This is a genomic window from Streptosporangium sp. NPDC023825, assembly GCF_040639575.1.
In the GTDB taxonomy this organism is placed as follows: domain Bacteria; phylum Actinomycetota; class Actinomycetes; order Streptosporangiales; family Streptosporangiaceae; genus Streptosporangium.
The window spans coordinates 18,337-44,724 of record NZ_JBFAAE010000028.1; the positions used below are offsets into that span (position 1 = coordinate 18,337).

Genomic DNA, 26,388 nt, shown 5'->3' on the forward strand with positions numbered 1-26,388 from the left:
AAAGAGATCGATGGCTGCGACGACGACCCGGGTGCTGCGCCTGCTGTCCCTGCTGCAGGACCGGTCCCACACCGGCCGCGAGCTCGCCGAGCGCCTCGGCGTCACCGGCCGCACCCTGCGGCAGGACGTCCAGCGCCTCCGCGAACTCGGCTATCCGGTGCACGCCGCCCGCGGCTCGGTGGGCGGATACCGGCTCGGACAGGGCGCGAAGATGCCCCCGCTGCTGCTCGACGACGACGAGGCGGTGGCCGTGGCGCTGGCCGTCGGCCTGGCCGAGGACGGTTCCACCGGGATCACCGACATCGACGCCAGCCTCACCCGGGCGCTCGCCAAGCTCCAGCAGATCCTCCCCAAACGCCTGCAGCGCAAGGTGACCGCCCTGCGGTCGGCCACCGCGGTCGGGCCCGCCACGGTCGGCTCCCGCGAGCCGGACGCCCCGGTGCCCGCCGAGACCCTCACCGTCGTCGCGAGCGCGATCCGCGACGGCGCGACCCTGCTGGCGACCCGCGACGGCACCGAGACCGAGGTGGAGCCCTACCGCCTGATCAGCTGGCGCCGCCGCTGGTTCCTGGTCGCCTACGACCTCGGCGCGCACGCCTGGCGGGCGCTGCCCGTCGCCGGCCTGACCGGCGTCCGGTCCGCGTCCCGCCGCTTCGCGCCTCGTGCCCTGCCCGACGACGACCTGGTCGCCTTCGTCCTGCGCGAGGTCGCGCAGACCGGCTGGAAGGTGCAGGCTCGCGTCACCGTCCTCGCCCCCGCCGAGACCGTGATCGCCCGCATCAACCCCGCCGTCGGCGTCGTCGAGGCCGTCGACTCCCACACCAGCGTCCTCGTCACCGGTGCCGACGCCCTGGAGACCATCGCCGTCTACCTCAGCATGCTGATGATGGACTTCCGCGTCGACGGCCCACCCGAACTGGTCGCCCACGTCCGCACCCTGGCCCGCCGCTACACCGAGGCCCTCGACGGGTAGGCCGGGCCTGCCCGCCGGTCCTCCGGCCGAGGCGGGCAGGAGTCCCGCCGCGACGGTGAGCGTGGAGGGACTCCTGCCCGCGGCCAGGTGCCGACCGGCTCCACCGCGAACCGGGATCAGGGCAGCGGTTCACCGGGATCAGAGACGCGGGACAGGGTTCACCGGGATCAGAGACGCGGGACAGGGTTCACCGGGATCAGAGACGCGCGACAGGCGCGGGGACCTCGGGGGCGGCGCGGAGCAGGGCGTCGACCAGCGGGCTCGGCGGCCGGGTCAGCGGGCCGGTGAGGACGAGGGCGCGTTCCAGGGACGGCTTCAGCGGGACCATGACGAGCCCGGGAGGCAGCAGGCCGCGGCCGAGGTCGGGAACCGTCGAGACGCCGATGCCCGCGGCGATCATGCCGATGAGCGTGCCGAGTTCGCGTACGTGCTGGGCGGGCGTGTAGGGGACGCCCGCCATGGAGCACAGGGCGCGGGTCTGGGGCTCGCAGCCTCCCTTGGAGACCAGCAGCGGATCCTCCACCAGCTCGGCCATCGTGATGTGCTCCTGACCGGCCAGCGGATGGTCGGCGCGGACCACCGCGTGGAAGGCGTCGCGGCCCACCACCACGTGCGCCGGCGGCGGGGGCACCGGGTCGACGAGGATCGCGGCGTCGACGACCCCGGTCTCCAGCCAGGGGGACAGTTCGTCGTCGTCGCCCTCGAAGACCTGCACCTCGACGCCGGGGAGCTCCGCCCGCCACGTCCGCATGAGCTGGGGCAGCAGCCCGCAGCAGACCGTGGGCGGGGCGGCGACCCGGACGGTCCCCGCGTGCTGTCCCAGGTGCGAGGAGACGACCTCGTCGATGGCGGTGACCGAGGCGAGCGCGGCCTGGGCGTGCGGCAGGATCGCCGCGCCCAGCGCGGTGGGGCGCACGCTCCCGTGCCGCAGCACCAGCGGGGCGCCCAGGGCGCGCTCCAGGGCGGCGAGCGCGTGGGAGACCGCCGACTGGGACATGCCCAGCTCCTCGGCGGCCACGCCGAAGCCGCCGTTCGCGATCACGGCCGTGAAGACCCGGAGTTGCGCGACCGTCGCACCCATGAGGACATCTCATCACATCCGGCGGGCAACTCATTGGACGCATGATCCGGGTGATGGCGAGACTGCTCCCGTGACCCGTGAAGGAACCGTCTCCGCACCCCCGTCCCCGCCGACGACCGGCGCCGCGCCGTCCTCCGCGGGCCGGTCCGTCCTCGCCGCGTATCTCGCCCTGGCCCTGACGTGGGGGGCCAGCTTCCTGTTCATCAAGGTGGCCCTCACCGGCCTGTCGCCCGCCCAGACGGTGCTGGGACGCCTCGCGCTGGGGGCGCTCGCCCTCAACGTGATCATGCTGGTCACCCGCCGGAGATGGCCGGGACGGCCGGTGTTCTGGGCGCACATGGGGGTGATCGCCCTGATGCTGTGCGTGGTGCCGTTCCTGCTGTTCGCCTGGGCCGGGCAGTACATCCCCTCGGGGCTCTCCAGCATCTACAACGCCACGACGCCCCTGATGACGATACTCGTGACCCTGGCCGCGCTCCGGCAGGAGCGCCTCGGCACGGCCGGGGTGCTCGGCCTGCTGCTCGGCGCCGCCGGTGTCGTCGTCGTGCTGGCCCCGTGGGACCTGGGTGCGGAGACCGGTCCCTGGTGGGCGCAGGCCGCCTGCCTGGGGGCGACGTTCTGCTACGGCCTCTCCTTCGCCTACACGCGGCGCTTCGTCCTGGCGTACGGGCACGACGCCCCCACCGTCGCCGCCGCCCAGGTCAGTGTGGCCGCCCTGGTCATGCTCGCGCTGAGCCCGCTGCTGGCCACCGGCCCGGTACGCCTGGACCTCCCCGTCGTGGCGAGCATGGCCGTCCTGGGCGTCTTCGGCACGGGTCTCGCCTACGTGTGGAACACCTCGGTCATCGCCCGCTGGGGGGCGGCGACCGCCTCGACGGTGACCTACCTGACCCCGCTGGTGGGCGTCGTCCTCGGGGTGGCCGTCCTGGGCGAGACGCTGACGTGGAACCAGCCCCTGGGCGCGGTGATCGTCGTCGTCGGCATCATGACCGGCCAGGGCGTCATCGGCTCCTGGTCAGGTCGCCGGTCTCCGTGACCAGTCCGGGACCGGGGACGTCCTTCCAGGTGTAGGTCAGGGCGCCGCCCTTGCGCCTGAGCCACACGGTGCCGGGGACGCAGCCGGTGCCGGAGCCGAGGGTGAAGGTCAGCTCGTCGGCGGTGACCTCGGTCAGGGCGATCCGCCCCTTGCAGCCGTTGACCGGTTCCGCCCACCCGGCTCCGTCGTCGCCCTCCCTGAGCGTGACCTCGATCCGCTTCTCGCCGGGGGAGAACGGGTTGGTGGAGGTGACGCCGTCGCCGGCCCACGCTCCGGCGAAGGAGGCGGGGACCTCCCTGCCGCCTCCCCGCGAGGCCGGCCCATTCGTGCCGGAGGGTTCCGGGGTGGACGGGGCGTCGCCCCCGGACGGGGACGGGGAGGACGAAGGCGTCGAGGGGGACGGCGTCGCCCGGCCGGTGTCCCCGGCGACGGTCTCGGGGGTTCTCAGAACGAACCAGGCGGCGATGCCCGCGGCGACCAGCAGGGACACCGTGACGAGGACCGCGCCGACGACGACCCCCCGGGAGCCGCGACGGGATTCCTGGGTCGTGAGCGCCGACCGTCCCGGCGGGGCGGCGATCCGGCTGCCGAGCCTGGCCAGATCTTCGATGGACCCGGCGGAGGGGCCGGCCGTGCCCGGGTCGACGAGGCCGACCATCAGCGCGCGGGCCGTCGGGCGGCGCGCGGGATCCTTGTCCAGGCAGGAGGCGATCAGCCCCGTGAACGCGGGGGGCAGGACCGACAGGTCCGGGTGGTGGCTGACGATCCGGTTCAGCACGGCCGGCACGGTGTCGGCCCCGAAGGGGGGCCTGCCGCTCGCCGCGCAGAGCATGGTGGCCGCCCAGCCGAACACGTCGGAGGCCGGCGAGGCGGGAGCCCCGTTGATCTGCTCGGGGGACAGGTAGGCCGGGGTGCCGATGAGGCCGGAGGCGGTCGTGGCCGCGCTCTCCGCCCTGGCGATGCCGAAGTCGACCACCCGGGGGCCGTCGGGGCCGAGCAGCACGTTGGCGGGCTTGAAATCGCGGTGCACCACCCCGGCGGCGTGGATGGCCGCCAGCGCGGTCGCCGTACCGACCACCAGGCGCTCCAGCTCGCCGCCCCGCAGCGGGCCCCGCTCGCGGATCCGCTCCTCCAGCGAGGGGCCGTCGACGAACTCGCTGACCACGTACGGGAGGGGGCCGTCCACGGAGGCGGTCAGCACCCGCGCCGTGCAGAAGGGGGCGACGCTCTCCAGGGCGGACAGCTCGCGGGCGAGCCGCGCCCGCGACGCGGTGTCGCCGCGGAACAGCACCTTCACCGCCACCCGCTCGCCGCTGGGCGCGTGCGCGAGGTAGACGACGCCCTGGCCGCCCTCGCCGAGCCTTCCGGCCAGCTGGAACGCGCCGAGCCGGTCCGGATCGCCAGGGATGAGGGGGGTCGCGACCATGGAGGCAAGGCTATCCGTCTTGTCTGTGATGAGAGGTGTCCTGGACGAACGGTTTAGGGCCTCCGGCCGGGGTTAGGGGGACGGCTGTTCCGCTGCCCGACGATCATCAGGAGCGCTTCCCCGCCATACCGTGCCAAGGGACTCAGTTGGTTTAACGGCCTCATACGGTGTCGTGTCAACCATTACGCTCCGGTAGGGCAATATCACTCAGACAGTGGAGACGTTTCGTGGCCATCGATCTCGTTACTCGCCGTGAGTGGGGTGCCCGCCAGCCGCGCGGTTCCTACAGCAGGCTCACCTCCACCAAGGGGGTGAAGGTCCATTACACGGGTGGCCAGGTCAGCCCCGACATCGTGAACGACCACGCCAAGTGCGTCGCGCTGGTGAAGTCCATCCAGAACCACCACATGGACGGCAACGGCTGGATCGACGTGGGCTATTCGATGCTGGTCTGTCCGCATCGGAAGGTCTTCGAGGGCCGGGGCGCGCACCACGTTCCGGCCGCCAACGGCGCCGGGCTCAACAGCGACCACTACGCGGTGCTCGGCCTGGTCGGCTCCTCCGGTTTCACCAAGCCGACCGACAACGTCCTGCACGGCATCCTGGACGCCATCGAATACCTCAGGGACAAGGGCGGCGCGGGCAAGGAGATCAAGGGGCACCGCGACGGCTACTCGACCAGCTGCCCCGGCGAGCCCCTGTACGCCTGGGTCAAGCGCGGCGCCCCCCGCCCCGGCGGGGCTCCCGACCCGCCGGAGCCGCACCCCTCCTTCCCCGGCCGCGTCCTGAAGCAGCCGCCGGTCATGAAGGGCGAGGACGTCCGCACCTGGCAGCGGCAGATGCGCGACCGGGGCTGGGCGATCGACGTCGACGGCCTGTACGGCCCCGGCTCCAGCGAGGTCTGCAGGAGGTTCCAGAAGGAGAAGGACCTGCCCGTGACCGGCGCCGTCGACCGCGCCACCTGGGACGCCGCCTGGCAGGAGCCCGTCAGCTGACCCCGGTCCGGGACGCCTCCCGGCAGCGGGCCCTATTTCCCCAGACGGATCAGCGGACCCCTGTTCCAAGGCATTGGTAGCGGTTAGCGAGCGCATAGAAGGCGTGCTTCGGTTCCCAGGGCATGTCGGGATAGGCGCGTGAGGACGAGGGAATGCCGTGATCCTTCTCGAGGAGCTTGACGATGCCGTAGGAGGCCATGTCCAGATCCGGAGCACCGTCCGTGCGGTGCGGGGCGCGGCGGTCGATGAAACTGAACCAGAAGACGGAGTCGACGCCCTCCTCGTCGAAGATGGGCATGAGGTCCTCGATGTACCGGACCTGCTCGCTCTCGTCGCGCACCAGATCGGACCTGAGCGTGGCGCCGTCCGCTTCCATCGCCACGTACCAGCCCGCGCCACCGTAATCGCCCGCTCCCCGGAAGGTGCAGCAGCCCACTTCCAGGATGGCCACCGGCTTGCCGTGGGTAAATTCCTCGCGCAGGTCGTCGCGGTAGGTGGCGGCGTTGCGCAGGCCACGAAAGGCATCAAGACCGATGATGTCGAACGGCTCCCAGTCCACTCCGTCCAAAGGGTTGGAGGCATATGTGACCGGGCCGCCGAAGGCGGGCCGTACGGCGGCGACGACCTCGCCGAGGAAGGCGTTGACCCGGTCAGGGATGCCTTGGAGGGCGGTTTCGCGGTCAGGACCGGCGAGGACCGGGACGCGATCCGCGAAGGTGTTGCCGGGAAGGTATCCCTGGGCGAACAGGCTCAGCTCGCAGCCGGTGACGAGAACGACGTCCGTGCCGTCACGGCGCAGCCGTTCGGCCCGCTCCGCGCAGTCGACAAGAAACGGCAGCATCTGATTGTTCGTCATGTCGCAGGGGAAGGGCGAGTACCAGACCTGCAGTCCCGCTGCCGCTGCGTACCGTGCCGCTACGTCGATCCGGTCGGGATCGTCACCGATGACGCGGATGGCGTTGCAGTGAAGATCCTCAGCGATGATCCGTATCTCTCTCTCGACGACACCGGGGTCGAAGGACGGCCGGGAGTGTTTGCCGAGGACATACATGCCGGTGTCGTAGTGGATGCCTCTGCCGCGCATACCGACACCTCCAATAAGAGTCGTTGTGTATCTTCGATGTGAGATTAAGATACATGATGTGTCTAAAGAATCGGTACGCAAGCGCCGACGAGGGGCGGAGCTGGAAACGGCGCTCCTCGACGCCGCATGGGACGAGCTGATCGCCTGCGGCTTCGAAGGGCTGACGTATGAAGCGGTCGCCGCCCGCGCCGGCACGAGCCGGGCAGTGCTCTACCGTCGTTGGCCCACGAAACGGGATCTCGTCCTGGCCGCCTTGAGCCACAAAGCGCCGCCCGTACCTGACGAACCGCCCGACACCGGGAATCTTCGCGGTGACGTGATCGCCCTGCTGCGCTTCGTCGTCCGCCGGATGCTCGATCTCGCCCCGGTGCGACAGGTGCTCGCCGCCGAGCAGGGGGTAGACACGGAACTCTCCGCGTACCTGGCCTCCCGTAACCGCGGCCCGGGGGGCGACTGGATGCGAACGGTCCTGGACCGGGCAGCCCGCCGTGGCGAAATCGACCCGGCAGCCTCGCTTCCCGACCGGCTCGTCGCACTTCCGGTTGTCCTCGTCCTCCATGAACTCCTGATGGCCCGTCGCACCCCATCCGACACCGACTTGGAGGAAATCGTGGACCTGCTGTTCCTCCCCCTCGTCATGCCCCAGGAAGGCCAACGCACCTGAAGTCCTTCGTTCGAGTCGGGCCAGCTCAGGGAGCGGAGTCTGGCGCCGTGCATCGCAAGGTGGAGGAGGGAGTCGACACGGAGCGTCACCGAATAATGACAACGACGCCAGGTGCGGTGCTGGAGCGGGGCACCCCAGCGTGATCCGAACGAAAGCCCCTAGCCGGCCGTCACCCCCTGCGGGTGGTGGCAGGCCACCCACTGGTCGGGGCCGATCCGCCGCATGACCGGCTCCTCGGCGGCGCACCTCGGTGTCGCCGCCGGGCAGCGGGTCCTGAAGCGGCACCCGCTGGGCGGCGTCACCGGGGACGGGGGCTCCCCGCTGATCAGCCGGTCGGCGGGGGGAAGGTCCAGGCCGCCGCGCGGGACGGAGGCGAGCAGCGCCCGCGTGTAGGGGTGGGCGGGCCGGCCGACCAGGGTGTCGCCCGAGGCCAGCTCGCAGGTCTTGCCGAGGTACATCACCAGGACGCGGTCGCTGACGTTCTTGACCACGGCCAGGTCGTGGGCGATGAACACCAGCGTCAGCCGGTAGCGCCTCTTGAGGTCCTCCAGCAGGCTCAGGATCTGGGCCTGCACCGACACGTCGAGCGCGGAGACCGGCTCGTCGCAGATCACCACCTCGGGGTCGAGCACCAGCGCCCGCGCGATGGAGATCCGCTGGCACTGCCCGCCGGAGAACTCGTGCGGGCGCCGGGTCGCGGCGGTGGCCGGGTCGAGCCCCACCGCCTCCAGCATCTCGTCGACCCTGTCGCGGCCCGTCCCCCAGACGCGCGGCCCCTCCGCGACGATGTCGCGGACCCGCCGCCGGGGGTTGAGCGACGAGATCGGATCCTGGAAGATCATCTGAAGTCGCCTTCGGGTCCTGCGCAGCGTCTCGCCCCGCAGGCCGGTGAGCTCCACGCCGTCCAGCCGGACCGACCCGCCGAGGGGCGCGGGCAGCTGCATCAGCGCCCGCGCGGCGGTGGACTTCCCGCAGCCCGACTCGCCCACGATGCCGAGCGTCTCTCCCCTGGCCACGTCGAAACTCACCCCGGAGACCGCGTGCACGCGCCGCCCGCGCCCGGCGGGGAACTCCACGACGAGGTCCTCGACGCGGAGCAGCACCTGCTCGGGGGGACGGAGATGGGCGCTTCCGCTACCTGCCACGGGTGTCCACCCTTTCGATCCTCGTGTTCCCCACCTGTTCCGGGTACCAGCAGGCGTACAGGTGGCCCGGGGTCTCGGCCTCGGCCAGCGGGGGCGCCTCGGCCGCGCACCGCTCCCGCGCGTACGGGCACCGGGGGTGGAACGCGCATCCCGGGGGCAGGGCCGCCAGGTCCGGCGGGCGGCCGGGGATGAGGTGGAGCGGGTGGTGGGCGGGGTCGGTGAGCCGGGGCACCGCCCGCAGCAGGGCCTCGGTGTACGGCATGCGGGTGCGCTCGAACAATGCCTCGGCGGGCCCGCGCTCGACCACCCTGCCCGCGTACATGACGACGACCTCGTCCGCCCAGCGCGCCACCACGGCCAGGTCGTGGCTGACCAGCACCATGGCCATGTCGTGTTCCTCGCGCTGCCGGTGTATCAGCCGCAGCACCTGGTCCTGGACGGTGACGTCGAGCGCGGTGGTCGGCTCGTCGGCGAACAGCACGTCGGGCCCGCAGGACAGCGCCATCGCGATCGTCACCCGCTGCCGCATGCCGCCGGAGAGCTGGTGCGGGTAGCGGCGCAGCGCCCGCGCGGGCTCGGGGATGCCGACCGAGGCGAGCAGCTCGACGGCCGCCGCCCGCGCCCGCCTCCGGCTCAGGCCCAGGTGCACCCTGAGCGGCTCCGTCACCTGGGTGCCCACGGTCCTGACCGGGTTGAGCGCCGTCATCGGGTCCTGGAAGACGGCTCCCAGCCGGGTGCCGAGCACCACGCGCAGCTCTTTGGGGGACAGGGCGGTGAGGTCGCGGCCCTCCAGGCGCACCTGCCCGCCGCGCAGCACGCCCGCGCCGGGCAGCAGGCCCAGCACCGAGCGGATCAGCATGGTCTTGCCGGAGCCCGACTCGCCCACCACGGCGAGCGTGCGGCCGCGCTCCAGGGTGAAGGAGACGCCGTCGACCGCCCGCACGACGCCCCGCCCGGTCACGAAGTGCGTGCGCAGGTCGAGGACCCGCAGCAGCGCCTCCTCGCCGTCGGTACCGCCGGAGACGTCTTCTGCGGCGGGTGGATCCCCGATGACCGCGGTGCCGCGCCGCGCGGGTTCCAGGCCGCTCTGCCGCACGTCGGTCAGCGCCCTGAGCCGGTCTCCGACGACGTTGAACGACAGCACGGTCAGGAACATGACGAGCGAGGGGGCGAGCACGACGTGCGGGGCGCCGTCCATCACCGCGCGGCCCTCGTTGATCAGCCCTCCCCAGGTCGGGGTGGGCGCCTGGACCGACAGTCCGAGGAAGGCGAGGCTGCCCTCGGCCACCACGGCGATCGCCATGCCGACGAAGGCGTAGGAGGCGGCCGGCACGGCCACGTTGGGGGTGATCTCCCTCAGCAGGATCCGCCGGTCCCGGGCACCCAGGGCGCGGGCCGCGAGCACGAACTCCCGCCCGGCGAACGACAGGGTGGCGCCGCGGATCAGCCTGGTCCAGGCGGGCACGCCCAGCACGCCCAGCACGATCAGCACGTTGGTCAGGCTCGCCCCGGCGAAGGCGACGACGGCCAGCGCGAACACCAGCGCGGGGAAGGCGAGCGCGACGTCGTTGACCGCCATGATCACGGCGTCCGTCGCCCGCCCGCGGTACCCGGCGACGATGCCGAGCGGCGCGCCGACCAGCAGGCCGAGCAGCACCGCGCCGACGCCGACGCCGAGCGAGACCCGCGCGCCGTAGACGACCCTGCTGAGCACGTCGCGGCCCAGCCCGTCGGTGCCGAACGGGTGCGCGGGGCTCGGCCCCGACTGGGGCGGCCCGGCCAGGGTCGCGTCGTAGCGCGGCAGCGGCAGCGCGTCGGCGGCGAGGGCCGCGGCGAGCACCAGGGCGATCCAGGCCGCCGAGATCCAGAACCCCCGTCCCAGCCGCCTAGGCACGCCGGATCCTGGGGTCGACGGCCACGTAGACCAGGTCGACCGCGAAGTTGACCAGCACGTAGCCGATGGAGATCAGCACGACGCCCCCCTGCACTGTCAGGTAGTCGCGGGAGAAGATGGACTCGACGATGAGCCGCCCGACGCCGGGCAGCCCGAAGAGCGTCTCGATGATCACCGTTCCGCCGATGAGCGCGCCGAGGTTGAGCCCGACGGCGGTGACCAGGGAGATCGCGGACGGCCGCAGCGCGTGCCGCCACAGGATGCGCCGGGGCGACAGGCCCCGCGCGCGGGCCAGGGTGATGTAGTCCTCCTGGAGGGTGGCGATGAGGTCGGTCCGCAGCAGCCGCGCGTAGACGGCCATCTGCCCGCAGCCCAGGGTGACGGCGGGCAGCAGCACCGAGGTGAGGTTCCAGCCCAGGTCGAGCGAGATCGGGGTCCAGCCGGTCGCGGGAAGCACACGGAGCTCGACGGCGAACACCAGGATCAGCACCACGCCCAGGACGAACACCGGGGTCGACAGCAGGCCGAAGCTCAGCGCGGTGAGCGCCTGGTCGAGTGTCCGGCCCGCCCGGCGGGCCGCCGCGACCCCGACGGGCACGGCGAGCCCGAGCGCGATCAGCTGCGCGGCCACCAGCAGCTCCAGGGTGACGGGCAGCCGCTCGGCGAGGGCTTCGGCGACCGGGACGCTCGTGATGGCGGAGGTCCCCATGTCGCCGGTGACCAGGCCGCCGAGCCAGTCCAGGTAGCGGACCATCAGCGGGTCGTCGAGGCTCAGCTCCGCACGGAGCCGCTCCCTCGCCTCCTCGCTCGCCGACAGGCCCAGGATCTGTGTGGTCGGGTCGCCCGGCAGCAGGTCGAGCAGCGCGTACGACAGGAAGGTGACGACGAGCAGTACCAGCGCCAGCCGGGCCGGCCGGGCCCAGATCACGGATTGCCGACCCAGACCTGCGAGAACGGGTGGTAGGGGATGGGGGCGCCGGTCAGGGGCACGCCCTTGTCGCCGTCGGGCAGGAGGTGCTCGCCGATGCCGCCGACCTTGGTCTTCGCGATCACCGCCCCGGTGCTGAGGTGGTCGACGAAGACGTAGGGGACGAGCTCGCGCAGTCGCTGCTGGACGGTGGCGTAGGCCTGCTTGCGGACGTCGTCCTGGGGGTTGCTCCTGCCGGTGTCGAGGGCCTGGCTGAGTCGCAGGTCCTTGAGGCGGCTGAAGTTCAGGGCGATGCTCCCGACGGGCCCGGCGTAGTTCTGGTGCATCCAGACGTACTCGCCGTCGGGGTCGGCGGCGGAGAACTGCGTCCACACGGTGGCCTGGAAGTCGCCGGTCACGGCCCGGTTCACCAGGTCGGCCTGGTCGACCTGCCTGATCCGCACCTCCACCCCGGCCTTGCGCCACATGTCCTGGGCCAGCTCGATGCCCTGCATGGTGTTGGGGTCGGGCGGTGTGATCACCTCGAAGGAGACCTGGCCCTTCTCCGCCTCGACCTCGGCGATCAGGGCCTTTGCCCTCTCCAGGTCGTAGGCGGGGTAGCCGCCCCCGGGGGCGTACCACCCGGAGTCCTTCGACCAGGGGCCGTCGGCCTCCTCGGTCAGCCCGCCGCGCAGCGTGGAGATGACCGCCGCCCGGTCGGTGGCGTGGGCCAGCGCCCGGCGCAGCCGCAGGTCGTCGAAGGGCGGCGCGGCGGTGTTCAGCATGAACATGTACTCGGGCACCGACATGCCCGCGGCCCGCTTGACCGTGTACACGTCCTTGAGCGCGCCGAACTTGAGGATGTCGTCGTCGCGGGTGGTGCCCATCGCGTCGATCCCGCCCGCCTCCAGGGTCTGCGCCCGGGTCTGGGTGTCGGGCAGGATCCGGAACTCGACCTCGTCGAGGTAGGGCAGCCCCTTGCGCCAGTAGGCGGGGTTCCTGGTGACGACCATGCGGCTGCCCGGCGTGTACTCCTTGAAGACGAACGGCCCGGTCCCCACCGGTTTGCGGCTGGCCGCCTCGGGGTCGGCGAGGGAGGACGGGGGGACGACCATCCCGATCTGCGCGGCGAGGTGGTAGGGGAAGGCCACCCAGGGGCCCGTCAGCTTCACCTTCACCGTCATGGGGTCGACCAGCTCGAAGGAGCCGACCGGCGTGAACGCCGCGCTGGTCAGCGGGGACGCCTTCTGCGCCTCCAGGTTGGCCTTCACCGTCCTGCCGTCCAGGGGCTCGCCGGTGGAGAAGGTGATCCCCGGGCGCACCTTGATCGTCCACTCGTCGGCGTTCCTGCTGGGGGTGAGCGACTCGGCCAGCACGGGTTTCCACTCGCCGGTGGCGGTCACGCCGACCAGGGTCTCGATGATCGTGCCGGCCATGCTGTAGCTCACGGCCGCGAACTGGTCGGTCACGGGGTTGAAGCCCGCCGCGTCGGCGCCGAGGCCGTACACCAGGCGCCCGCCGCGCACCGGCGAGGCCCCGCCGGCCGCCCCGGCAGAGGCGCCGGTGGCCCCGGAGGCCCCGGCGGCCCTGTCCGAGGGCGCGACGGGCCGCTCGCCGCTGCACCCGGCCAGCGCCGGGACCAGCCCCAGCGCCAGCGAGGTGAGCAACGCCGTGGAAACCGTCAGACGCTTCACGTACGTCTCCTCCCGGTAGATCCCCCCGAGAGCAATTTCACCGATAGTACTATCGGCGAAAAATCGCACAAGTCCCTTGAGGCGATTGTTCGCGCCGGATGTCCGTGGAAGCTCGCCGGTAGGCTTATCGGTGAACGGGAAGCGAGGCGGCAGTGACGAGCACACCCCTGACCAGGAGCGAGGCCAAGGACCTGACCAGGCGCCGCCTCATGCGCGCGGCGTTCGCCATCCTCGACGAGGAGGGGGAGACGGGCCTGACCACGGTCAAGGTCGCCCGGGCGGCGGGGATCGCCCAGTCCAGTTTCTACGTGCACTTCAAGGACAGGCAGGAGCTGCTGCGGGCTCTCGGTGACCGGGTGGGGGAGCGCCTGCGGGGGGCGATGCGCGAGGCGCGGCGCCGGGCGCGCGAGGCCCCCAGCGACAGGGAACGCCACCGCGAGACCTTCCGGATACCGCTGGAGGCCATCTGCCGGCACCCCGCGCTGTTCCGCCTGGGCCTGCGCGCCCGGCACGACCCCTCGTCGCCGTTCCACGAGTTCGCCGTCGAGAGCGCGGCCGCCTACCGGGCGCACCTGGTCGCGGACCTGGCCTCGTTCGGCTTCCCGGCTGGCCGCGAGAGCGACCGGCGCCGCCTGGAGATGGTCGCCGACGGGATCGGCGCGCTGAGCGACGCGATGGCGATCGGACACATCGACGGGCGCTACCCCGACCTGGAGGAGGTGGTCGACGTGCTCGTCGCCTTCTCGTACGGATACCTCAGGCTGCTCCGCAAGGACCCCTCCGCTGCGTCGCCCGGCGGCCCCTCCCTCCCGCCCGGCCCTGTTCGGAACGGTCCACGTACTCCCCCTATCGACCCCACAATCGGTATCCGGGATGAACCCGGGGGAGGCGCCCGGCGGGACGGCGCCTAGTATCCGGTGCATGACGGTGCCGCCTGAGGAACCTCGATCGGCCGCCGAGTTCCCACCGGTCACCCGTGACCGGTGGCGGGAGCTGGCGCTCGGGGTGTTGCGTAAGTCCGGTGTCGAGACCGGCTCCCCTGAGGAGGCGCTGGCCTCCACCACCCATGACGGTGTGACGATCGCACCGATCTACGACGCGTCCGACCTGCCCGGCGACCCGGGCCTTCCCGGAGCCGCCCCCTACGTCCGCGGTTCCCGCCCCGAGGGCGGCTGGGAGGTGCGGCAGCGCCACGAGGTGCCCGATCCGGAGGCGATCCTGGCGGATCTGGAGAACGGCGTCACCTCGCTGTGGCTCACCCTCGCCCCCGAGGACCTGCCACGCGCCCTGGAGCGGGTCTACCTGGATCTGATCTCGGTCACGCTCGACGCGGGCAAGCGGACCCGCGAGGCGGCCGAGGTGCTCTTCGCACTGGCCGGGGAGGGAGGGCCCCAGGTGCCCGCCGGCGACACGGCCGGCGCGGCCGGAGCGCCCGGCGGGGCGGGGACGGCGGTGTCCGGCGGTGAGCCGGGGACGGCCTCCGGCGCCACCGGCCGCGCGCCCGGCGGCGGATCGGTGACGCTCACCGGGAACCTGGGCGCCGACGCCCTCGCCGACGCGCGGACCGCGATCGAGCTGGCCCGCCGCTGCGTCAGGGACCACCCGGGGCTGCGGGCGGTCGTCGTGGACGCGACGCCGTACCACGAGGCGGGGGGCGGCGACGCGGAGGAGCTCGGCTGCTCCGTCGCCGCCGGGGTCGCCGCGCTGCGGACCCTGGTCGGCGCCGGCCTGACGATGGAGCAGGCGTTCGGGCAGCTGGAGTTCCGCTACGCCGCCACCGCCGACCAGTTCCTCACCATCGCCAAGCTCCGGGCCGGCCGCAGGCTCTGGACGCGCGTCGCCGAGGTGTGCGGCGTCTCCGGTGCCCCCGGCGCGGCGCAGCGGCAGCACGCGGTGACCAGCTCGGCCATGATGACCGCCCGCGACCCGTGGGTGAACATGCTCCGCACCACGCTCGCCTGCTTCGCGGCCGGGACCGGCGGGGCCGACGCGGTGACCGTGCAGCCCTTCGACGCCCGGCTCGGCCTGCCGGACGCCTTCGCCCGCCGCATCGCGCGCAACACCCAGTCGCTGCTCGTGGAGGAGGCCGGGGTGGCCCGGGTGATCGACCCGGCCGGAGGCTCCTTCTACGTGGAGCGGCTCACCGAGGACCTCGCGGGCCGGGCCTGGACGTGGTTCCAGGAGATCGAGCGCGCCGGGGGCATGGCAGACGCCCTCGCCTCGGGATTCGTCGCGGGACGGCTCGCCGCCACCTGGGAGCGGCGCGCGGCCGCGATCGCCAGGCGCCGCGATCCGATCACCGGCGTCAGCGAGTTCCCCGACCTGGCCGAGAAACCCCTCGGCAGGCGGCCCAGGCCCGCCGGGGCGGACGCCGGGAGCGCCGGGGTGCACTACGCGCAGGAGTTCGAGGCGCTGCGCGACCTGGCCGACGCCCAGAAGACCCGCCCGAAGGTCTTCCTGGCGACCATCGGCCCGGTGGCCGCGCACACCGCGAGGGCGTCGTTCGCGGCCAACCTGTTCCAGGCGGGTGGCATCGCCACCGTGACCGGCGGCGCCGTCACCGATCCCGGCGAGATCGCCGCCGCGTTCGCCGCCGGCGGCGCGAAGGTCGCGTGCCTGTGCTCCAGCGACCGGCTGTACGCCGGGCACGCCGAGGCGGTGGCAGCCGCGCTGAGGGGCGCGGGGGCGGTAAAGGTCTGGCTGGCGGGGAAGGGAGAGTTCGAGGGCGTGGACGCCAACCTCTACGCGGGGTGTGACGCGCTCGGCGTGCTCCGGACGACCTTCGAGGACCTGGGGGTGGCTCGATGATTCCCGACTTCTCCGGCATCGAACTCGGCGCCCGCCCGGCGGCCCCGGCCCCCGGCCTGGAGGACTGGGCGCGGGCGGTGCGGGAGGCCACCGGGAGCGACCCCGGGGAGCTGGTGTGGGAGACCCCGGAGGGGATCGGCGTCAAGCCGCTCTACACCGCCGCAGACCTGGCCGGGCTCGACTCCCTGGACACCTACCCCGGCGCGGCCCCCTTCCTGCGCGGCCCGTACCCGACCATGTACGTCAACCAGCCGTGGACCATCCGCCAGTACGCCGGATTCTCCACCGCGGCCGAGTCCAACGCCTTCTACCGGCGCAACCTGGCCGCCGGGCAGAAGGGCCTGTCGGTCGCCTTCGACCTGGCCACCCACCGGGGCTACGACTCCGACCACCCGCGGGTGGCCGGGGACGTCGGCATGGCGGGCGTGGCCATCGACTCCATCTACGACATGCGGCAGCTGTTCGACGGGATCCCCCTCGACAGGATGAGCGTGTCGATGACCATGAACGGCGCGGTGCTCCCGGTGCTCGCGCTCTACGTCGTGGCCGCCGAGGAGCAGGGGGTGGCCCCCGAGCAGCTCGCCGGGACCATCCAGAACGACATCCTCAAGGAGTTCATGGTCCGCAACACCTACATCTACCCGCCGGGCCCCTCGATGCGGATCATCTCCGACATCTTCGCGTACACCAGCGAGAGGATGCCGAAGTTCAACTCGATCTCGATCTCCGGGTACCACATCCAGGAGGCCGGGGCCACCTGCGACCTGGAGCTCGCCTACACCCTCGCCGACGGGGTGGAGTACCTGCGGGCGGGCGTGGAGACGGGCCTGGACATCGACGCCTTCGCGCCGCGCCTGTCGTTCTTCTGGTGCATCGGCATGAACTTCTTCATGGAGGTCGCCAAGCTGCGGGCGGCGCGGCTGCTCTGGGCGCGGCTGGTGTCCGGGTTCGGGGCGAGGAACCCCAAGTCGCTCTCGCTGCGGACGCACTCGCAGACCTCCGGCTGGTCGCTCACCGCCCAGGACGTCTACAACAACGTCGTCCGCACCTGCGTCGAGGCGATGGCCGCCACCCAGGGCCACACCCAGTCGCTGCACACCAACGCCCTCGACGAGGCCCTCGCCCTGCCCACCGACTTCTCCGCGCGGATCGCCCGCAACACCCAGCTGCTGCTCCAGCAGGAGTCGGGCACCTGCCGGGTGATCGACCCCTGGGGCGGCTCCTACTACGTCGAGCGGCTCACCCACGAGCTGGCCACCAGGGCCTGGGGCCACATCGAGGAGGTCGAGGCGGCCGGGGGCATGGCCAGGGCGATCGACCAGGGGCTGCCGAAGCTGCGCATCGAGGAGGCCGCCGCCCGCACCCAGGCGCGCATCGACTCCGGGCGCCAGCCGGTCATCGGGATCAACAAGTACCGGCTGGACGTCGACGAGCCCATCGAGGTGCTGAAGGTCGACAACACCTCGGTGCGCGCCCAGCAGCTGGACAAGCTGCGCCGCCTGCGCGAGGAGCGCGACCCGGACCGGGTGGAGGAAGCGCTCACAGCGTTGACGAAGGGCGCCGCGAGCGACGGGAACCTCCTCGCGCTGTCGATCGAGGCGGCCCGCGCGATGGCCACGGTCGGAGAGATCTCCGACGCGCTGGAGCGGGTGTTCGGGCGGCACGCGGCGCAGATCCGTACGATCACCGGGGTCTATCGCGAGGAGGTGGGATCGGGCGTGGACGGAGTCCGCGCGGCCTGCGCCGAGTTCGAGCGCCTGGAGGGCCGCCGCCCCCGCATCCTGGTGGCGAAGATGGGCCAGGACGGCCACGACCGGGGCCAGAAGGTGATCGCCACGGCGTTCGCCGACCTCGGTTTCGACGTGGACGTCGGCCCGCTGTTCCAGACGCCCGACGAGGTCGCCCGCCAGGCGGTCGAGGCCGACGTGCACGTGGTCGGCGTGAACTCGCTTGCCGCCGGGCACCTCACTCTCGTGCCCGCGCTCCGCGAGGCGCTGGCCGCGCTGGGCGCGGACGACATCATGATCGTGGTCGGCGGGGTCATCCCGCCGGGCGACTTCGACGCGCTGCGCGCGGCGGGCGCGAGCGCGATCTTCCCGCCCGGCACCGTGATCGCCGACGCCGCCCGCGGGCTGCTGGCGGACCTGCTCACCCGGCTGGGCCATGACGCGGACTCTTGAGGACTACGTCCAGGGGGTGAAGGAGGGGTCCGTGGCGTGGATCGCGCGGGCGATCACGCTGGTGGAGTCCTCCCGGGCCGACCACAGGGACCTGGCCCAGCGGCTGCTGGCCGAGCTGACCCCGCTCGGCGGCGCGGCGCGCAGGGTCGGTGTCACCGGCGTGCCCGGCGTCGGGAAGTCCACGTTCATCGACGCCCTCGGCACCCGGCTGACCGGGCGGGGCCACCGGGTGGCGGTGCTGGCCGTCGACCCGTCCTCGACGCGTACCGGCGGGAGCATCCTGGGCGACAAGACCAGGATGGCCCGCCTGGCGGTCGATCCGGACGCCTTCATCCGCCCCTCGCCCACCTCGGGCACCCTGGGCGGGGTCACCAGGGCGACCCGCGAGGCGATGGTCGTGGTGGAGGCGGCCGGGTACGACGTCGTCCTCGTGGAGACCGTCGGCGTCGGCCAGTCCGAGACCGCGGTGGCCGACATGGTCGACACCTTCCTGCTGCTCACCCTGGCCAGGACGGGCGACCAGCTCCAGGGCATCAAGAAGGGCGTGCTGGAGCTGGCCGACGTGATCGCGATCAACAAGGCCGACGGGTCCGAGGGCAGCCCTCACGAGCTGGACGCGCGCAAGGCCGCCAGGGAGCTCGCCGGGGCGCTCCGCCTGCTGGGCGCGGAACGGACGCCCCCGGTGCTCACCTGCAGCGGGCTGACCGGCAACGGGCTGGACGAGCTCTGGGAGCAGGTCGTCAGGCACCGCGACGCCCTGGAGGCCTCGGGGGAGCTCGCCGAGCGCCGCCGCCGCCAGCAGGTCCGCTGGACCTGGGCCCTGATCACCGACAGGCTGCTCACCCGGCTGCGCGATCACCCCGGGGTCGCGGCGATCGTCGCCGAGGTGGAGCGCGAGGTCCAGGAGGGCGCCCTCACCCCGTCCCTGGCCGCCGACCGCATCCTCGCCGCCTTCGCCAAGGACGGCTGACGTTCGCCACGGACGGCTGGTGTTCGAAGGGCGGCTGACGTTCACCACGGGCGGCTGACGTTCGCCACGGACGGCTGGTGTTCACCACGGACGGCTGACGGCTCCGGGCGCGAGCCCTCCGTCACTCTCGGTCACCGAATGTCATCGCGCGATCCGGCGGCTGATCCGCCATTAAAGCGCCGGTGTTAAGCGCAGGTTAACAAGGCGTGTGTCCGGAAGTGGCAAGATTTATGCTCTATGCGAGCTTGATCAATTCTAGTGAGTCATGTGATACTTCGTGCGAAGATTAACTAATGCTGTGATGTGATGCGCTTTAGCGTGTAAAACACAGAATGAGACAGGCGAGGAGGTCCGGAGCGTCCTGGGATTGTCGTCCGCCGGTTCCCGATCCGTCGGTTGACCAGTCCTTATCCACGCCCCGGGCGGGCGCGGGACAGGTGGGATGTCCCGTTTCCGAACACCGCCGCACCCACCCCGTGCGGGCGGTCGTCTCGTGCTGCGCGAATTCACGTCACGCGAGGTGGGAGACGCTTACCTATGTCCATGGACGTGCACGCCCGAACCGGCCGCCGGGCGAAATCCGTTCCGATGCACCGGGCCCTGCCGAAGCTTCTTCGCGAACCGGCGGGCGCGCTCGCCGAGTTCGCGCGCGAGTCCCGGGGGGAGGTCCTCCGGCTGGAGCTGGGGCCCTTCCGCCCCTACCTGGTCAGCCATCCCGACCACGTCCAGAAGGTGATGCGTCTCGAATGGACGAAGCACCAGCGCCTGGGCATGTTCTGGCGCCCCCTGGAGCGGCTCTTCGGGCACAGCATCATGAGCGACGGCGAGCACTGGCAGAACAGCCGCAAGGTCCTGCAGCCGCTGTTCACCACGCGGTACATCGCCACGATCGCCGACGAGGTGTCCAGGCGCGTCGCCGGGCGGGTCGAGGAGTGGGACGAGTACGTCCGGTCGGGGCGCGACTTCGACGCGGCCACGGAGATGTCGCGGATTCTCAGCTACATCGTCAACCGGGTGCTGTTCGGGGACAAGCTGAACCGGGAGGACGGGGAACGCATCATCCCCGCCTTCGAACAGGCGTCCTATTCGCTCGTCTACCGGATCCTCATGCCGTTCATGCCGTATTTCATGCGGATTCCCGGCGACCGGACCTTCCTGAAGGCCGTCGAATCGATCGACGAGGTGGTGTTCCCCATCGTGAGAAAGGCGATGGCGAACCCCGACGACAACCTCGACGTCATCTCCGTGCTCTGCCGCTCCGTCGACGAGAACGGTGACAGGCTCACCGAGAAGCAGATCCGCGACGCGCTGGTCAGCGTGTACGCCGCGTCCTCGGAGACCACCGCGATGGTCCTCACCTGGCTGTGGCTGCTGCTCGAGGAGCACCCGGACGTGGCGGCCAGGCTCCAGGCGGAGATCGACGAGGTGGTCGGCGAGGGACCGGCCGTGCCCGAGGACATCCCCCGCCTCGTCTACACGCGCATGGTCCTGCAGGAGACCCTCCGCCTGTACCCGGCGGGCTGGTTCCTGCCCCGCAAGGTCATGGAGGACGCCGAGATCGGCGGCGTGCGGATCAAGGCCGGATCCTCGGTGCTGGTCACCCCGTACGCCACCCAGCGGCTGGACGAGTTCTGGGAGCGCCCGGACGAGTTCGACCCCGAGCGGTTCGCGCCCGGGCGGCAGGAGAACGAGGAGCGCAGGCACCGGTACTCCTACTTCCCCTTCGGCGGCGGCCCGCACAGGTGCCTGGGCGAGCCGCTGTTCTACGTCGAGGCGCCCCTCGTGGTCGCGAGCATCCTCAGCCGGTTCCGGATGTCGGTGCGCACCCCCGGGCCGTTCGACACCGGCTGGGCCGCCTCGCTGCGTCCCCGGCAGAAGGTCGCGCTGGGCGTGTCCTTCAACGGCCGCGACCGGAGCGGGGCCCTGCGATGACGCGCCGGCCCGATCCGGGCGCCCGGCCGGACGCCGTCGAGGCCGGGGCGATCTGCGCCCGCGCCGGGCGGTCCCAGCGGGACATGCGCCAGTGGGCGGAGACCTATCCCGGCCTGTTCTCCGCCAAGCCGTTCGACGCGGCCCTGTACAGCACGCTCTCGCTCGCCATGGCGTTCGGTGGCCCCTGGTTCGACGCCGGGCAGTTGCGGATGGCGAACAAGGTCTCCCTGTGGGCGTTCGGCCTGGACTGGCTCGTCGACTACGTCGCCACCTCGTCGTCCGAGGTGGAGGACATCGCCCGGCGGTGCCTGGACGTGGCCGGCGGCGCCCCGCCGGTCCCCGGTGACGACCTCACCCGCATGCTCGGCGACATCCGCGACGAGCTCGCGTCCTCGCCCGCCTTCCCCGAGCTCGGCCCGGTCTGGCGCGACGAGCTGAAGCGCATGCTGGACGGGATGCTCACGGAGTGGCGCTGGAAGACCGACAAGGTCACGCCGGCCTACGAGGAGTATCTCGGCAACGCCGACAACCTCGGCTTCTCCTACGTGTTCGCCGCCCACTGGATCCATGTCACGGGCTCCGGCGCGGTCGCGGACACCGACGCGCTGCGGGAGGCGGGCTGGGCCGTGCAGCGGGTCATCCGCCTGCTCAACGACCTGGGCACCTACGAGCGCGACGTCGCCTGGGGGGACCTCAACGTCCTGCTGCTCGGCATCGACCGCGCCGAGGTGGAACGGCGGATCGCCGGGCTCGCGGCCCGGAGCCGGGAGCTGATCGCCCCCCTGCGGACCGCCCATCCGGAGCTGGCGGGCTACATGGAACGGCAGATGGACTTCTGCGCGGGCTTCTACCAGGTCGGCGACTACTGGGGGGCGTTGTGAGCGTCGACGGCCTGTCCACCTTCACGGAACTCGGCGGGGAGACCGGCGCCGGCATCCGTACGGAGAGCCGCTCGGGGACCGGCGCGGGGATCGACGTGGCCGCCGAGGCGCGCGAACTGGTCGCCGGGCTGCTGGCCGAGCCCTGGGGCCAGGTGTCCGCCTCTCCGTACGAGACCGGCCGGGTGGTGAGCCTGGCGCCGTGGCTGGCCGGGCACGCCGAGCGGGTCGAGTACCTGCTCGCCACCCAGCGGCCGGACGGCGGCTGGTCGCCCTCCGCCGACCACACCCTCGTCCCCACCCTGAGCGCGGTCGAGGCGCTCCTGGCAGAGCTCGGGCGCGACACCTCCTCCAGCCGCGACCTCCTCGCCGAGGCCGCCGGCCGCGGGCTGGAGGCCGTGCGGAAATGGCCCTTCCAGGCCGCCTGGCTGCCGGACACGCCCGCGATCGAGCTCATCGTGGCGTCCCTGCTCGCCCTGATCGACGATCACCTCGACGGGGAGGGGCCGGAACCGCCCCCGGGCATGGGCAGCGCCAAGCTGGCGGCCGTCAGGGCGTGGCTGATGTCGGACGCGGAGATCCCGCAGAAACTGGTCCACGCCCTCGAGGTGGCGGGTCCGGAGGCGACGGCCGTCTCCGGAATCCTCCCCACGCCGATGCCCGGCGGGATGGCGGCCGTCGGGGCCTCGCCCGGGGCGAGCGCCGCCTGGCTGGCCGCGCCTCCCGAGCCGGGGTCCGGAACCGAGGAGCGCGACGCGCGCAGGGCCGGGGACGAGGCGGCCGTACGGCGGTACCTGGAGGCGGTCGTGGCCTCCTCCGGCGGTCCGGTGCCGTGCACCCTCCCGATCACCGTGTTCGAGCGCGGCTGGACGCTGAGCTGGCTGCGGCGCGCGGGAATCCCGGTGGACGCGCCGCCGGAACTGGTCGCGAGCCTGCGGGACGGGCTCGGCCCCGACGGGATCGCCACGGGTCCCGGCCTGCCCGCCGACGCCGACACCACCTCCGTCGCCCTGTACGCGCTGGCGCTGCTCGGCGAGCCGCGCGAGCCGGAGGGGCTGTGGCCGTTCGAGCTGGAGACCCACTTCTGCACCTGGCGCGGGGAGGAGGGGATGTCCCCGACGACCAACGCGCACGTGCTCGACGCCTTCGGTGAGTACCTGCGCCGGTGCGGGGGAGAGCCCCGTCACAAGAGTGTCGTCGCGAAGCTGGCGGCATGGCTGCGTGACCGCCAGGAGGCGGACGGCAGCTGGACGGACCGCTGGCACGTCTCGCCGTACTACGCCACGGCCTGCTGCGCGATCGCGCTGCACGAGTTCGGCGGCGGGGAGTCGGCGGGCGCGGTGGGCGGTGCCGTGGAGTGGGTGCTCGGCACCCAGCGCGGGAACGGGTCGTGGGGTCTGTGGGAGGGCACCCCGGAGGAGACCGCCTACGCCCTGCAGACCCTGCTGCTGACCGGCGTGCGGCGGGACGGGCGGTGGCGGGAGACCGTGGAGCGCGGATACCGCCACCTGCTGGCCGCCCGTGACGGCGCGACGCCGTCGCTCTGGGTCGACAAGGACCTGTACCTGCCGATGGCGATCGTCAGGGCGGCCGTTCTGGGCGCGCTCCACCTGGCGCGACGCGCGCTCTCCATTCCCGAGGATCACTCGTATTGAGAATTGACCGTGAATTCAGAACAGGACACCAGGGTGCATTTACCTGCCCGCTTGAGGGTTTTTAGCGATATTGCTAGGGTTCGGCGGGTGTGACGTGAGGTGTCCCGCTGATCCCAGCGATGTGGCGGCTGTCTAACTTGTTTGACCAGTTCATGTCAACCGCCATGAAGAATGCCGTCTATTTTCTTTCTGCTTCCCGGGGTGGATACCATGCGCTTGCGTAACGCGAGCTTGCGGACCAAGGTCACGGCACTTCTGGTGTCGCTCACCGCGCTCTGGGCGTTCACGGCATGGGTGACGGTCCGTGACGGTCTGAACATGCTGGGCGTGGCCACCCTCAACACCGAGGTCGCCGACCCGAGCGAGCGGCTCATCGTCGAGCTGCAGGCCGAGCGGCGGCTGACCGCGATCACCCTGGGGTCGACCGGCGCGGAACGCCAGCGGCGCGAGGCGATCGCCTCCCAGCGCAAGCGCACCGACGCCGCCGACGCGCACTTCCGGGAGCTCACCGGCGGCAACGGGGTGGCCCTGCTGGGCAGTCCCGCCCTTGAGCGCCGGATCGACGAGACCCGCCGGTTGATGGACGACCTGCCCGCCGCGCGCAAGGCGATCGACGCCGGCCGGGTCAACCGGACCTGGGCGGCCGCGGAGTTCACCGCCATCGTCGACTCGATCTTCCGCGTCTACGACTCCCTGGCGACGCTGGACGACGAGGAACTCGCCAAGGACACCCGCACGCTCATCGAGATGAACCGGGCCCGGGACATCCTGGCCCAGGAGGACGCCCTGGTGATGGGCGCCCTGACGGCGGGCCGGTTCGCCGACGGCGAGCAGGTCAGGTTCACGCAGATGGTCGGCACGCGGCGCTTCGTCACCGACCAGGCGGTGGCCGAGCTGCCCGTCGCCGACCAGGAGGCCTACCGGCGGCTGGTCGCCGGCGAGCAGTTCGTCCGGCTGCGCACCATGGAGGAGCAGCTGATCGAGGACCCGAACGTGGTGCAGGCCGGAGTGATCGACGTCACGCGGTGGAGCTCCGACGCCCAGCCCGCGCAGACCAAGTTCACGCAGGCCGTGCTCGCGGCCGGCAGCGGAGTGGTCGAGCGGTCGGGTCCGGTCGCCGCCGGCGTCATCGTACGGCTCGCCCTCGCCGGCGGCCTGGGCCTCGTGGCCGTCATCGCCTCGGTCGTCCTGGCCATCACCACGGCCCGCGCCCTGGTCCAGCAGCTGGAGAAGCTGCGGGCCGCCGCCTGGGAGCTCGCCAACGAGCGGCTGCCCGCCGTGGTCGAGCGGATCGGCCACGGGCAGGTGGTGGACGTCGCGGCGGAGGCGCCTCCCCTCAAGTTCGGCGACGACCAGATCGGGCAGGTCGGCCAGGCGTTCAACGCCGTGCAGCGGACCGCCATCAAGGTCGCCGCGGAGCAGGCCCAGCTGCGCCGCGACATCGCCGACATCCTGCGCAACCTCGCCCGCCGGACCCAGTCGCTCGTGCACCGCCAGCTGAGCGTGCTCGACGTCATGGAGCGGCGCGAGAACGATCCGCAGGAGCTGCGCGACCTGTTCCGGCTCGACCACCTGGCGACCCGCATGCGGCGCTACGCGGAGAACCTCCTCGTGCTCTCCGGCGCGGCGCCGGGCCGCGCCTGGCGCGACGCGGTCCCGATGATCGACGTGGTCCGCGGCTCCCTCGCCGAGATCGAGGACTACACCCGGGTCGACGTGATGCCCCTGGGGGAGGTCTCGCTGGACGGCCGGGCGGTGAGCGACGTCATCCACCTGATCGCCGAGCTCGTCGAGAACGCGGCCTCCTTCTCCCCGCCCTACACGACGGTGCAGGTCGGCGGATACCCGGTGGCCCACGGCTACGCCCTGGAGATCGAGGACCGCGGCCTGGGCATGAGCCCCGCGGACATCGCGAGCGCCAACGAGCGGATCGCCAACCCCCCGGAGCTCAAGCTCTCCGGCAACGCCCGCCTCGGCCTGTACGTCGTCAGCCGCCTGGCCGAACGGCACGACATCCGGGTGACCTTCAAGTCCTCCCCGTACGGGGGCACGACCGTCGTCGTCCTCATCCCGCAGGAACTGATCAGCGAGGAGGACCCGGGCCCCTCCGTCGGGGTCGGCGTGCCGCAGGCACGCCCGGCGAGCGGCGAGATGAACGGCGCCACCTCCGCGGTCGCCGCGGTCCGCGGCAGGGTGGGCGACCCGTTGGGCATCACCGGCGGTCCCGTGCGGGCCGCCGGAGCGGAGGGAGAGGTCATCGGCGAGCACGTTCCCGGTAGCGGCTCCGAGGCCTGGGAGCCCGCGTCGCCCGCCAACGGCCGGTCGCATCCGGCGGGTCCCGCGCCCTCCGGTCTTCTCGCCGACCAGGTCTCCTCCGGAGGCTTCGCCGACCCCGGCCGTCCCGTCACCCCGTCGACCTCCGGCCGTTCCACGGATCCGGGTCCTCCTGCCGGCCTCGCCGACCAGACGTCCCCCGGGCGGCATTCCGCGGGTCCCGCGCCCGCGGAGGGTCTCACCGATCCGACGTTTCCCGGCCGCTTCGCCGACCCCTCGGCACTCAGGCAGATGCCCGAGACCGGGGCACCCGGCCGGCTGCCCGATTTCACGAACCCCGGATCTCCCGCCTCGCCGGGCGCTCCCGGCGGGGGCCCCGACGGCTCCGGCGCCCACGGGCGTCCGGGCGGCTCCGGGACGTCGTCGCTGCCGCCGGTGCTGCCCCCGCCCGACAGCAGCCACACCCCGGGTGGCCTGCCGAGGCGCGTTCCGCAGACCCACCTCGCCGCCCCCCTGCAGGAGGACGAGCCCGCGGCCCCGCCCCCGGCCGACGACGCCGGCGAGCGTTCGCCGGAGATGATCCGCGCGGCCATGTCGTCCTTCCAGGCCGGTACGCGCCGAGGCCGCGACGACGCCGCCCAGTTGCTCGATCGCGACGGCGATCCCGCGGACGAGGGCGGGCCCGCCGTGTGATCCCGGTGAATGATCTCAAGTCGCGTGTGCCAGGCAGGCGCCGATGAGCCGCCGGGAACCGGCGACGTGATGTCGGCAGGCAGAAGGAGAGGACAACGA

General features: G+C 72.3%; 19 protein-coding genes. 12 read left to right on the top strand and 7 right to left on the bottom strand.

Features of this window, described 5'->3' with window-relative positions:
• The first annotated feature begins 10 nt into the window (after positions 1-10).
• Positions 11-973: a WYL domain-containing protein gene (locus AB0G15_RS23735; protein ID WP_362843460.1), complete on the top strand. Its 963-nt coding sequence runs from the start codon at positions 11-13 to the stop codon at positions 971-973.
• 196 nt (positions 974-1,169) lie between these two features.
• On the opposite strand, the gene AB0G15_RS23740 is transcribed toward AB0G15_RS23735, so the two are convergent.
• Positions 1,170-2,054 carry a LysR family transcriptional regulator gene (locus tag AB0G15_RS23740; protein WP_362843463.1) on the bottom strand — a complete coding sequence of 295 codons (885 nt, stop codon included), beginning with the start codon at positions 2,052-2,054 and terminating at the stop codon, positions 1,170-1,172.
• A gap of 70 nt (positions 2,055-2,124) precedes the next feature.
• Here AB0G15_RS23740 and AB0G15_RS23745 point away from each other — a divergent pair, with 70 nt between their 5' ends.
• Positions 2,125-3,090 carry a DMT family transporter gene (locus tag AB0G15_RS23745; RefSeq protein WP_362843465.1) on the top strand — a complete coding sequence of 322 codons (966 nt, stop codon included), beginning with the start codon at positions 2,125-2,127 and terminating at the stop codon, positions 3,088-3,090.
• On the opposite strand, the gene AB0G15_RS23750 is transcribed toward AB0G15_RS23745, so the two are convergent.
• Positions 3,056-4,516, bottom strand: coding sequence for a serine/threonine-protein kinase (locus AB0G15_RS23750; protein WP_362843468.1), 1,461 nt, complete (start codon positions 4,514-4,516; stop codon positions 3,056-3,058). The genes AB0G15_RS23745 and AB0G15_RS23750 overlap by 35 nt on opposite strands.
• Before the next feature lie 227 nt (positions 4,517-4,743).
• Here AB0G15_RS23750 and AB0G15_RS23755 point away from each other — a divergent pair, with 227 nt between their 5' ends.
• Positions 4,744-5,511, top strand: a complete 768-nt coding sequence (locus tag AB0G15_RS23755; RefSeq protein ID WP_362843470.1) for an N-acetylmuramoyl-L-alanine amidase — start codon at positions 4,744-4,746, stop codon at positions 5,509-5,511.
• A 49-nt stretch (positions 5,512-5,560) separates the two neighbouring features.
• Here AB0G15_RS23755 and AB0G15_RS23760 read toward each other — a convergent pair whose 3' ends face one another.
• Complete coding sequence (locus AB0G15_RS23760) at positions 5,561-6,595, bottom strand: hypothetical protein (protein ID WP_362843473.1); 1,035 nt, start codon at positions 6,593-6,595, stop codon at positions 5,561-5,563.
• Positions 6,596-6,653: 58 nt separating this feature from the next.
• Here AB0G15_RS23760 and AB0G15_RS23765 point away from each other — a divergent pair, with 58 nt between their 5' ends.
• Positions 6,654-7,259, top strand: coding sequence for a TetR/AcrR family transcriptional regulator (locus AB0G15_RS23765; RefSeq protein ID WP_362843475.1), 606 nt, complete (start codon positions 6,654-6,656; stop codon positions 7,257-7,259).
• Between the two features lie 158 nt (positions 7,260-7,417).
• On the opposite strand, the gene AB0G15_RS23770 is transcribed toward AB0G15_RS23765, so the two are convergent.
• The 4 genes from AB0G15_RS23770 to AB0G15_RS23785 are packed head-to-tail and all read right to left on the bottom strand — an operon-like array spanning position 7,418 to position 12,899.
• Positions 7,418-8,404, bottom strand: a complete 987-nt coding sequence (locus AB0G15_RS23770; RefSeq protein WP_362683372.1) for an oligopeptide/dipeptide ABC transporter ATP-binding protein — start codon at positions 8,402-8,404, stop codon at positions 7,418-7,420.
• Positions 8,394-10,298, bottom strand: coding sequence for a dipeptide/oligopeptide/nickel ABC transporter permease/ATP-binding protein (locus AB0G15_RS23775; protein WP_362843478.1), 1,905 nt, complete (start codon positions 10,296-10,298; stop codon positions 8,394-8,396). Before AB0G15_RS23775 ends, AB0G15_RS23770 begins: the two co-directional genes overlap by 11 nt.
• Positions 10,291-11,226, bottom strand: coding sequence for an ABC transporter permease (locus tag AB0G15_RS23780; RefSeq protein WP_362843481.1), 936 nt, complete (start codon positions 11,224-11,226; stop codon positions 10,291-10,293). Before AB0G15_RS23780 ends, AB0G15_RS23775 begins: the two co-directional genes overlap by 8 nt.
• Positions 11,223-12,899, bottom strand: a complete 1,677-nt coding sequence (locus AB0G15_RS23785) for an ABC transporter substrate-binding protein (protein WP_362843484.1) — start codon at positions 12,897-12,899, stop codon at positions 11,223-11,225. Before AB0G15_RS23785 ends, AB0G15_RS23780 begins: the two co-directional genes overlap by 4 nt.
• 152 nt (positions 12,900-13,051) lie before the next feature.
• Here AB0G15_RS23785 and AB0G15_RS23790 point away from each other — a divergent pair, with 152 nt between their 5' ends.
• From AB0G15_RS23790 to AB0G15_RS23825, 8 genes are all read left to right on the top strand, one after another.
• Positions 13,052-13,810 (top strand): TetR family transcriptional regulator, encoded by a 759-nt coding sequence (locus tag AB0G15_RS23790; protein ID WP_362843486.1) that lies wholly within the window; start codon positions 13,052-13,054, stop codon positions 13,808-13,810.
• 10 nt (positions 13,811-13,820) lie between these two features.
• Positions 13,821-15,707, top strand: a complete 1,887-nt coding sequence (locus AB0G15_RS23795) for a methylmalonyl-CoA mutase family protein (protein ID WP_362843489.1) — start codon at positions 13,821-13,823, stop codon at positions 15,705-15,707.
• A complete protein-coding gene (gene scpA / locus AB0G15_RS23800; RefSeq protein ID WP_362843492.1) occupies positions 15,704-17,887 on the top strand; it encodes a methylmalonyl-CoA mutase in 2,184 nt (727 codons plus the stop codon). Before AB0G15_RS23795 ends, scpA begins: the two co-directional genes overlap by 4 nt.
• The gene (meaB, locus tag AB0G15_RS23805; protein ID WP_362843495.1) at positions 17,871-18,857 is read left to right on the top strand and encodes a methylmalonyl Co-A mutase-associated GTPase MeaB; all 987 of its coding nucleotides are present in this window, start codon (positions 17,871-17,873) and stop codon (positions 18,855-18,857) included. The genes scpA and meaB overlap by 17 nt, the downstream gene beginning before the upstream one ends.
• Positions 18,858-19,400: 543 nt before the next feature.
• On the top strand, positions 19,401-20,789 hold the full coding sequence (locus tag AB0G15_RS23810; protein WP_362843499.1) for a cytochrome P450: 1,389 nt from the start codon (positions 19,401-19,403) through the stop codon (positions 20,787-20,789).
• Complete coding sequence (locus AB0G15_RS23815) at positions 20,786-21,670, top strand: terpene synthase family protein (RefSeq protein WP_362843502.1); 885 nt, start codon at positions 20,786-20,788, stop codon at positions 21,668-21,670. The genes AB0G15_RS23810 and AB0G15_RS23815 overlap by 4 nt, the downstream gene beginning before the upstream one ends.
• Positions 21,667-23,322: a prenyltransferase/squalene oxidase repeat-containing protein gene (locus AB0G15_RS23820; RefSeq protein WP_362843505.1), complete on the top strand. Its 1,656-nt coding sequence runs from the start codon at positions 21,667-21,669 to the stop codon at positions 23,320-23,322. Before AB0G15_RS23815 ends, AB0G15_RS23820 begins: the two co-directional genes overlap by 4 nt.
• 210 nt (positions 23,323-23,532) lie before the next feature.
• A complete protein-coding gene (locus AB0G15_RS23825) occupies positions 23,533-26,289 on the top strand; it encodes a nitrate- and nitrite sensing domain-containing protein (RefSeq protein ID WP_362843507.1) in 2,757 nt (918 codons plus the stop codon).
• The last annotated feature ends 99 nt before the right edge of the window (positions 26,290-26,388 follow it).

Excerpts from the sequence above, each read along its gene's own strand:
- AB0G15_RS23735 (WP_362843460.1), top strand. The coding sequence starts at position 11 with ATGGCTGCGACGACGACCCGGGTGCTGCGCCTGCTGTCCCTGCTGCAG.
- AB0G15_RS23740 (WP_362843463.1), bottom strand. The coding sequence starts at position 2,054 with ATGGGTGCGACGGTCGCGCAACTCCGGGTCTTCACGGCCGTGATCGCG.
- AB0G15_RS23750 (WP_362843468.1), bottom strand. The coding sequence starts at position 4,516 with ATGGTCGCGACCCCCCTCATCCCTGGCGATCCGGACCGGCTCGGCGCG.
- AB0G15_RS23760 (WP_362843473.1), bottom strand. The coding sequence starts at position 6,595 with ATGCGCGGCAGAGGCATCCACTACGACACCGGCATGTATGTCCTCGGC.
- AB0G15_RS23795 (WP_362843489.1), top strand. The coding sequence starts at position 13,821 with ATGACGGTGCCGCCTGAGGAACCTCGATCGGCCGCCGAGTTCCCACCG.
- scpA (WP_362843492.1), top strand. The coding sequence starts at position 15,704 with ATGATTCCCGACTTCTCCGGCATCGAACTCGGCGCCCGCCCGGCGGCC.
- meaB (WP_362843495.1), top strand. The coding sequence starts at position 17,871 with ATGACGCGGACTCTTGAGGACTACGTCCAGGGGGTGAAGGAGGGGTCC.
- AB0G15_RS23810 (WP_362843499.1), top strand. The coding sequence starts at position 19,401 with ATGGACGTGCACGCCCGAACCGGCCGCCGGGCGAAATCCGTTCCGATG.
- AB0G15_RS23815 (WP_362843502.1), top strand. The coding sequence starts at position 20,786 with ATGACGCGCCGGCCCGATCCGGGCGCCCGGCCGGACGCCGTCGAGGCC.
- AB0G15_RS23825 (WP_362843507.1), top strand. The coding sequence starts at position 23,533 with ATGCGCTTGCGTAACGCGAGCTTGCGGACCAAGGTCACGGCACTTCTG.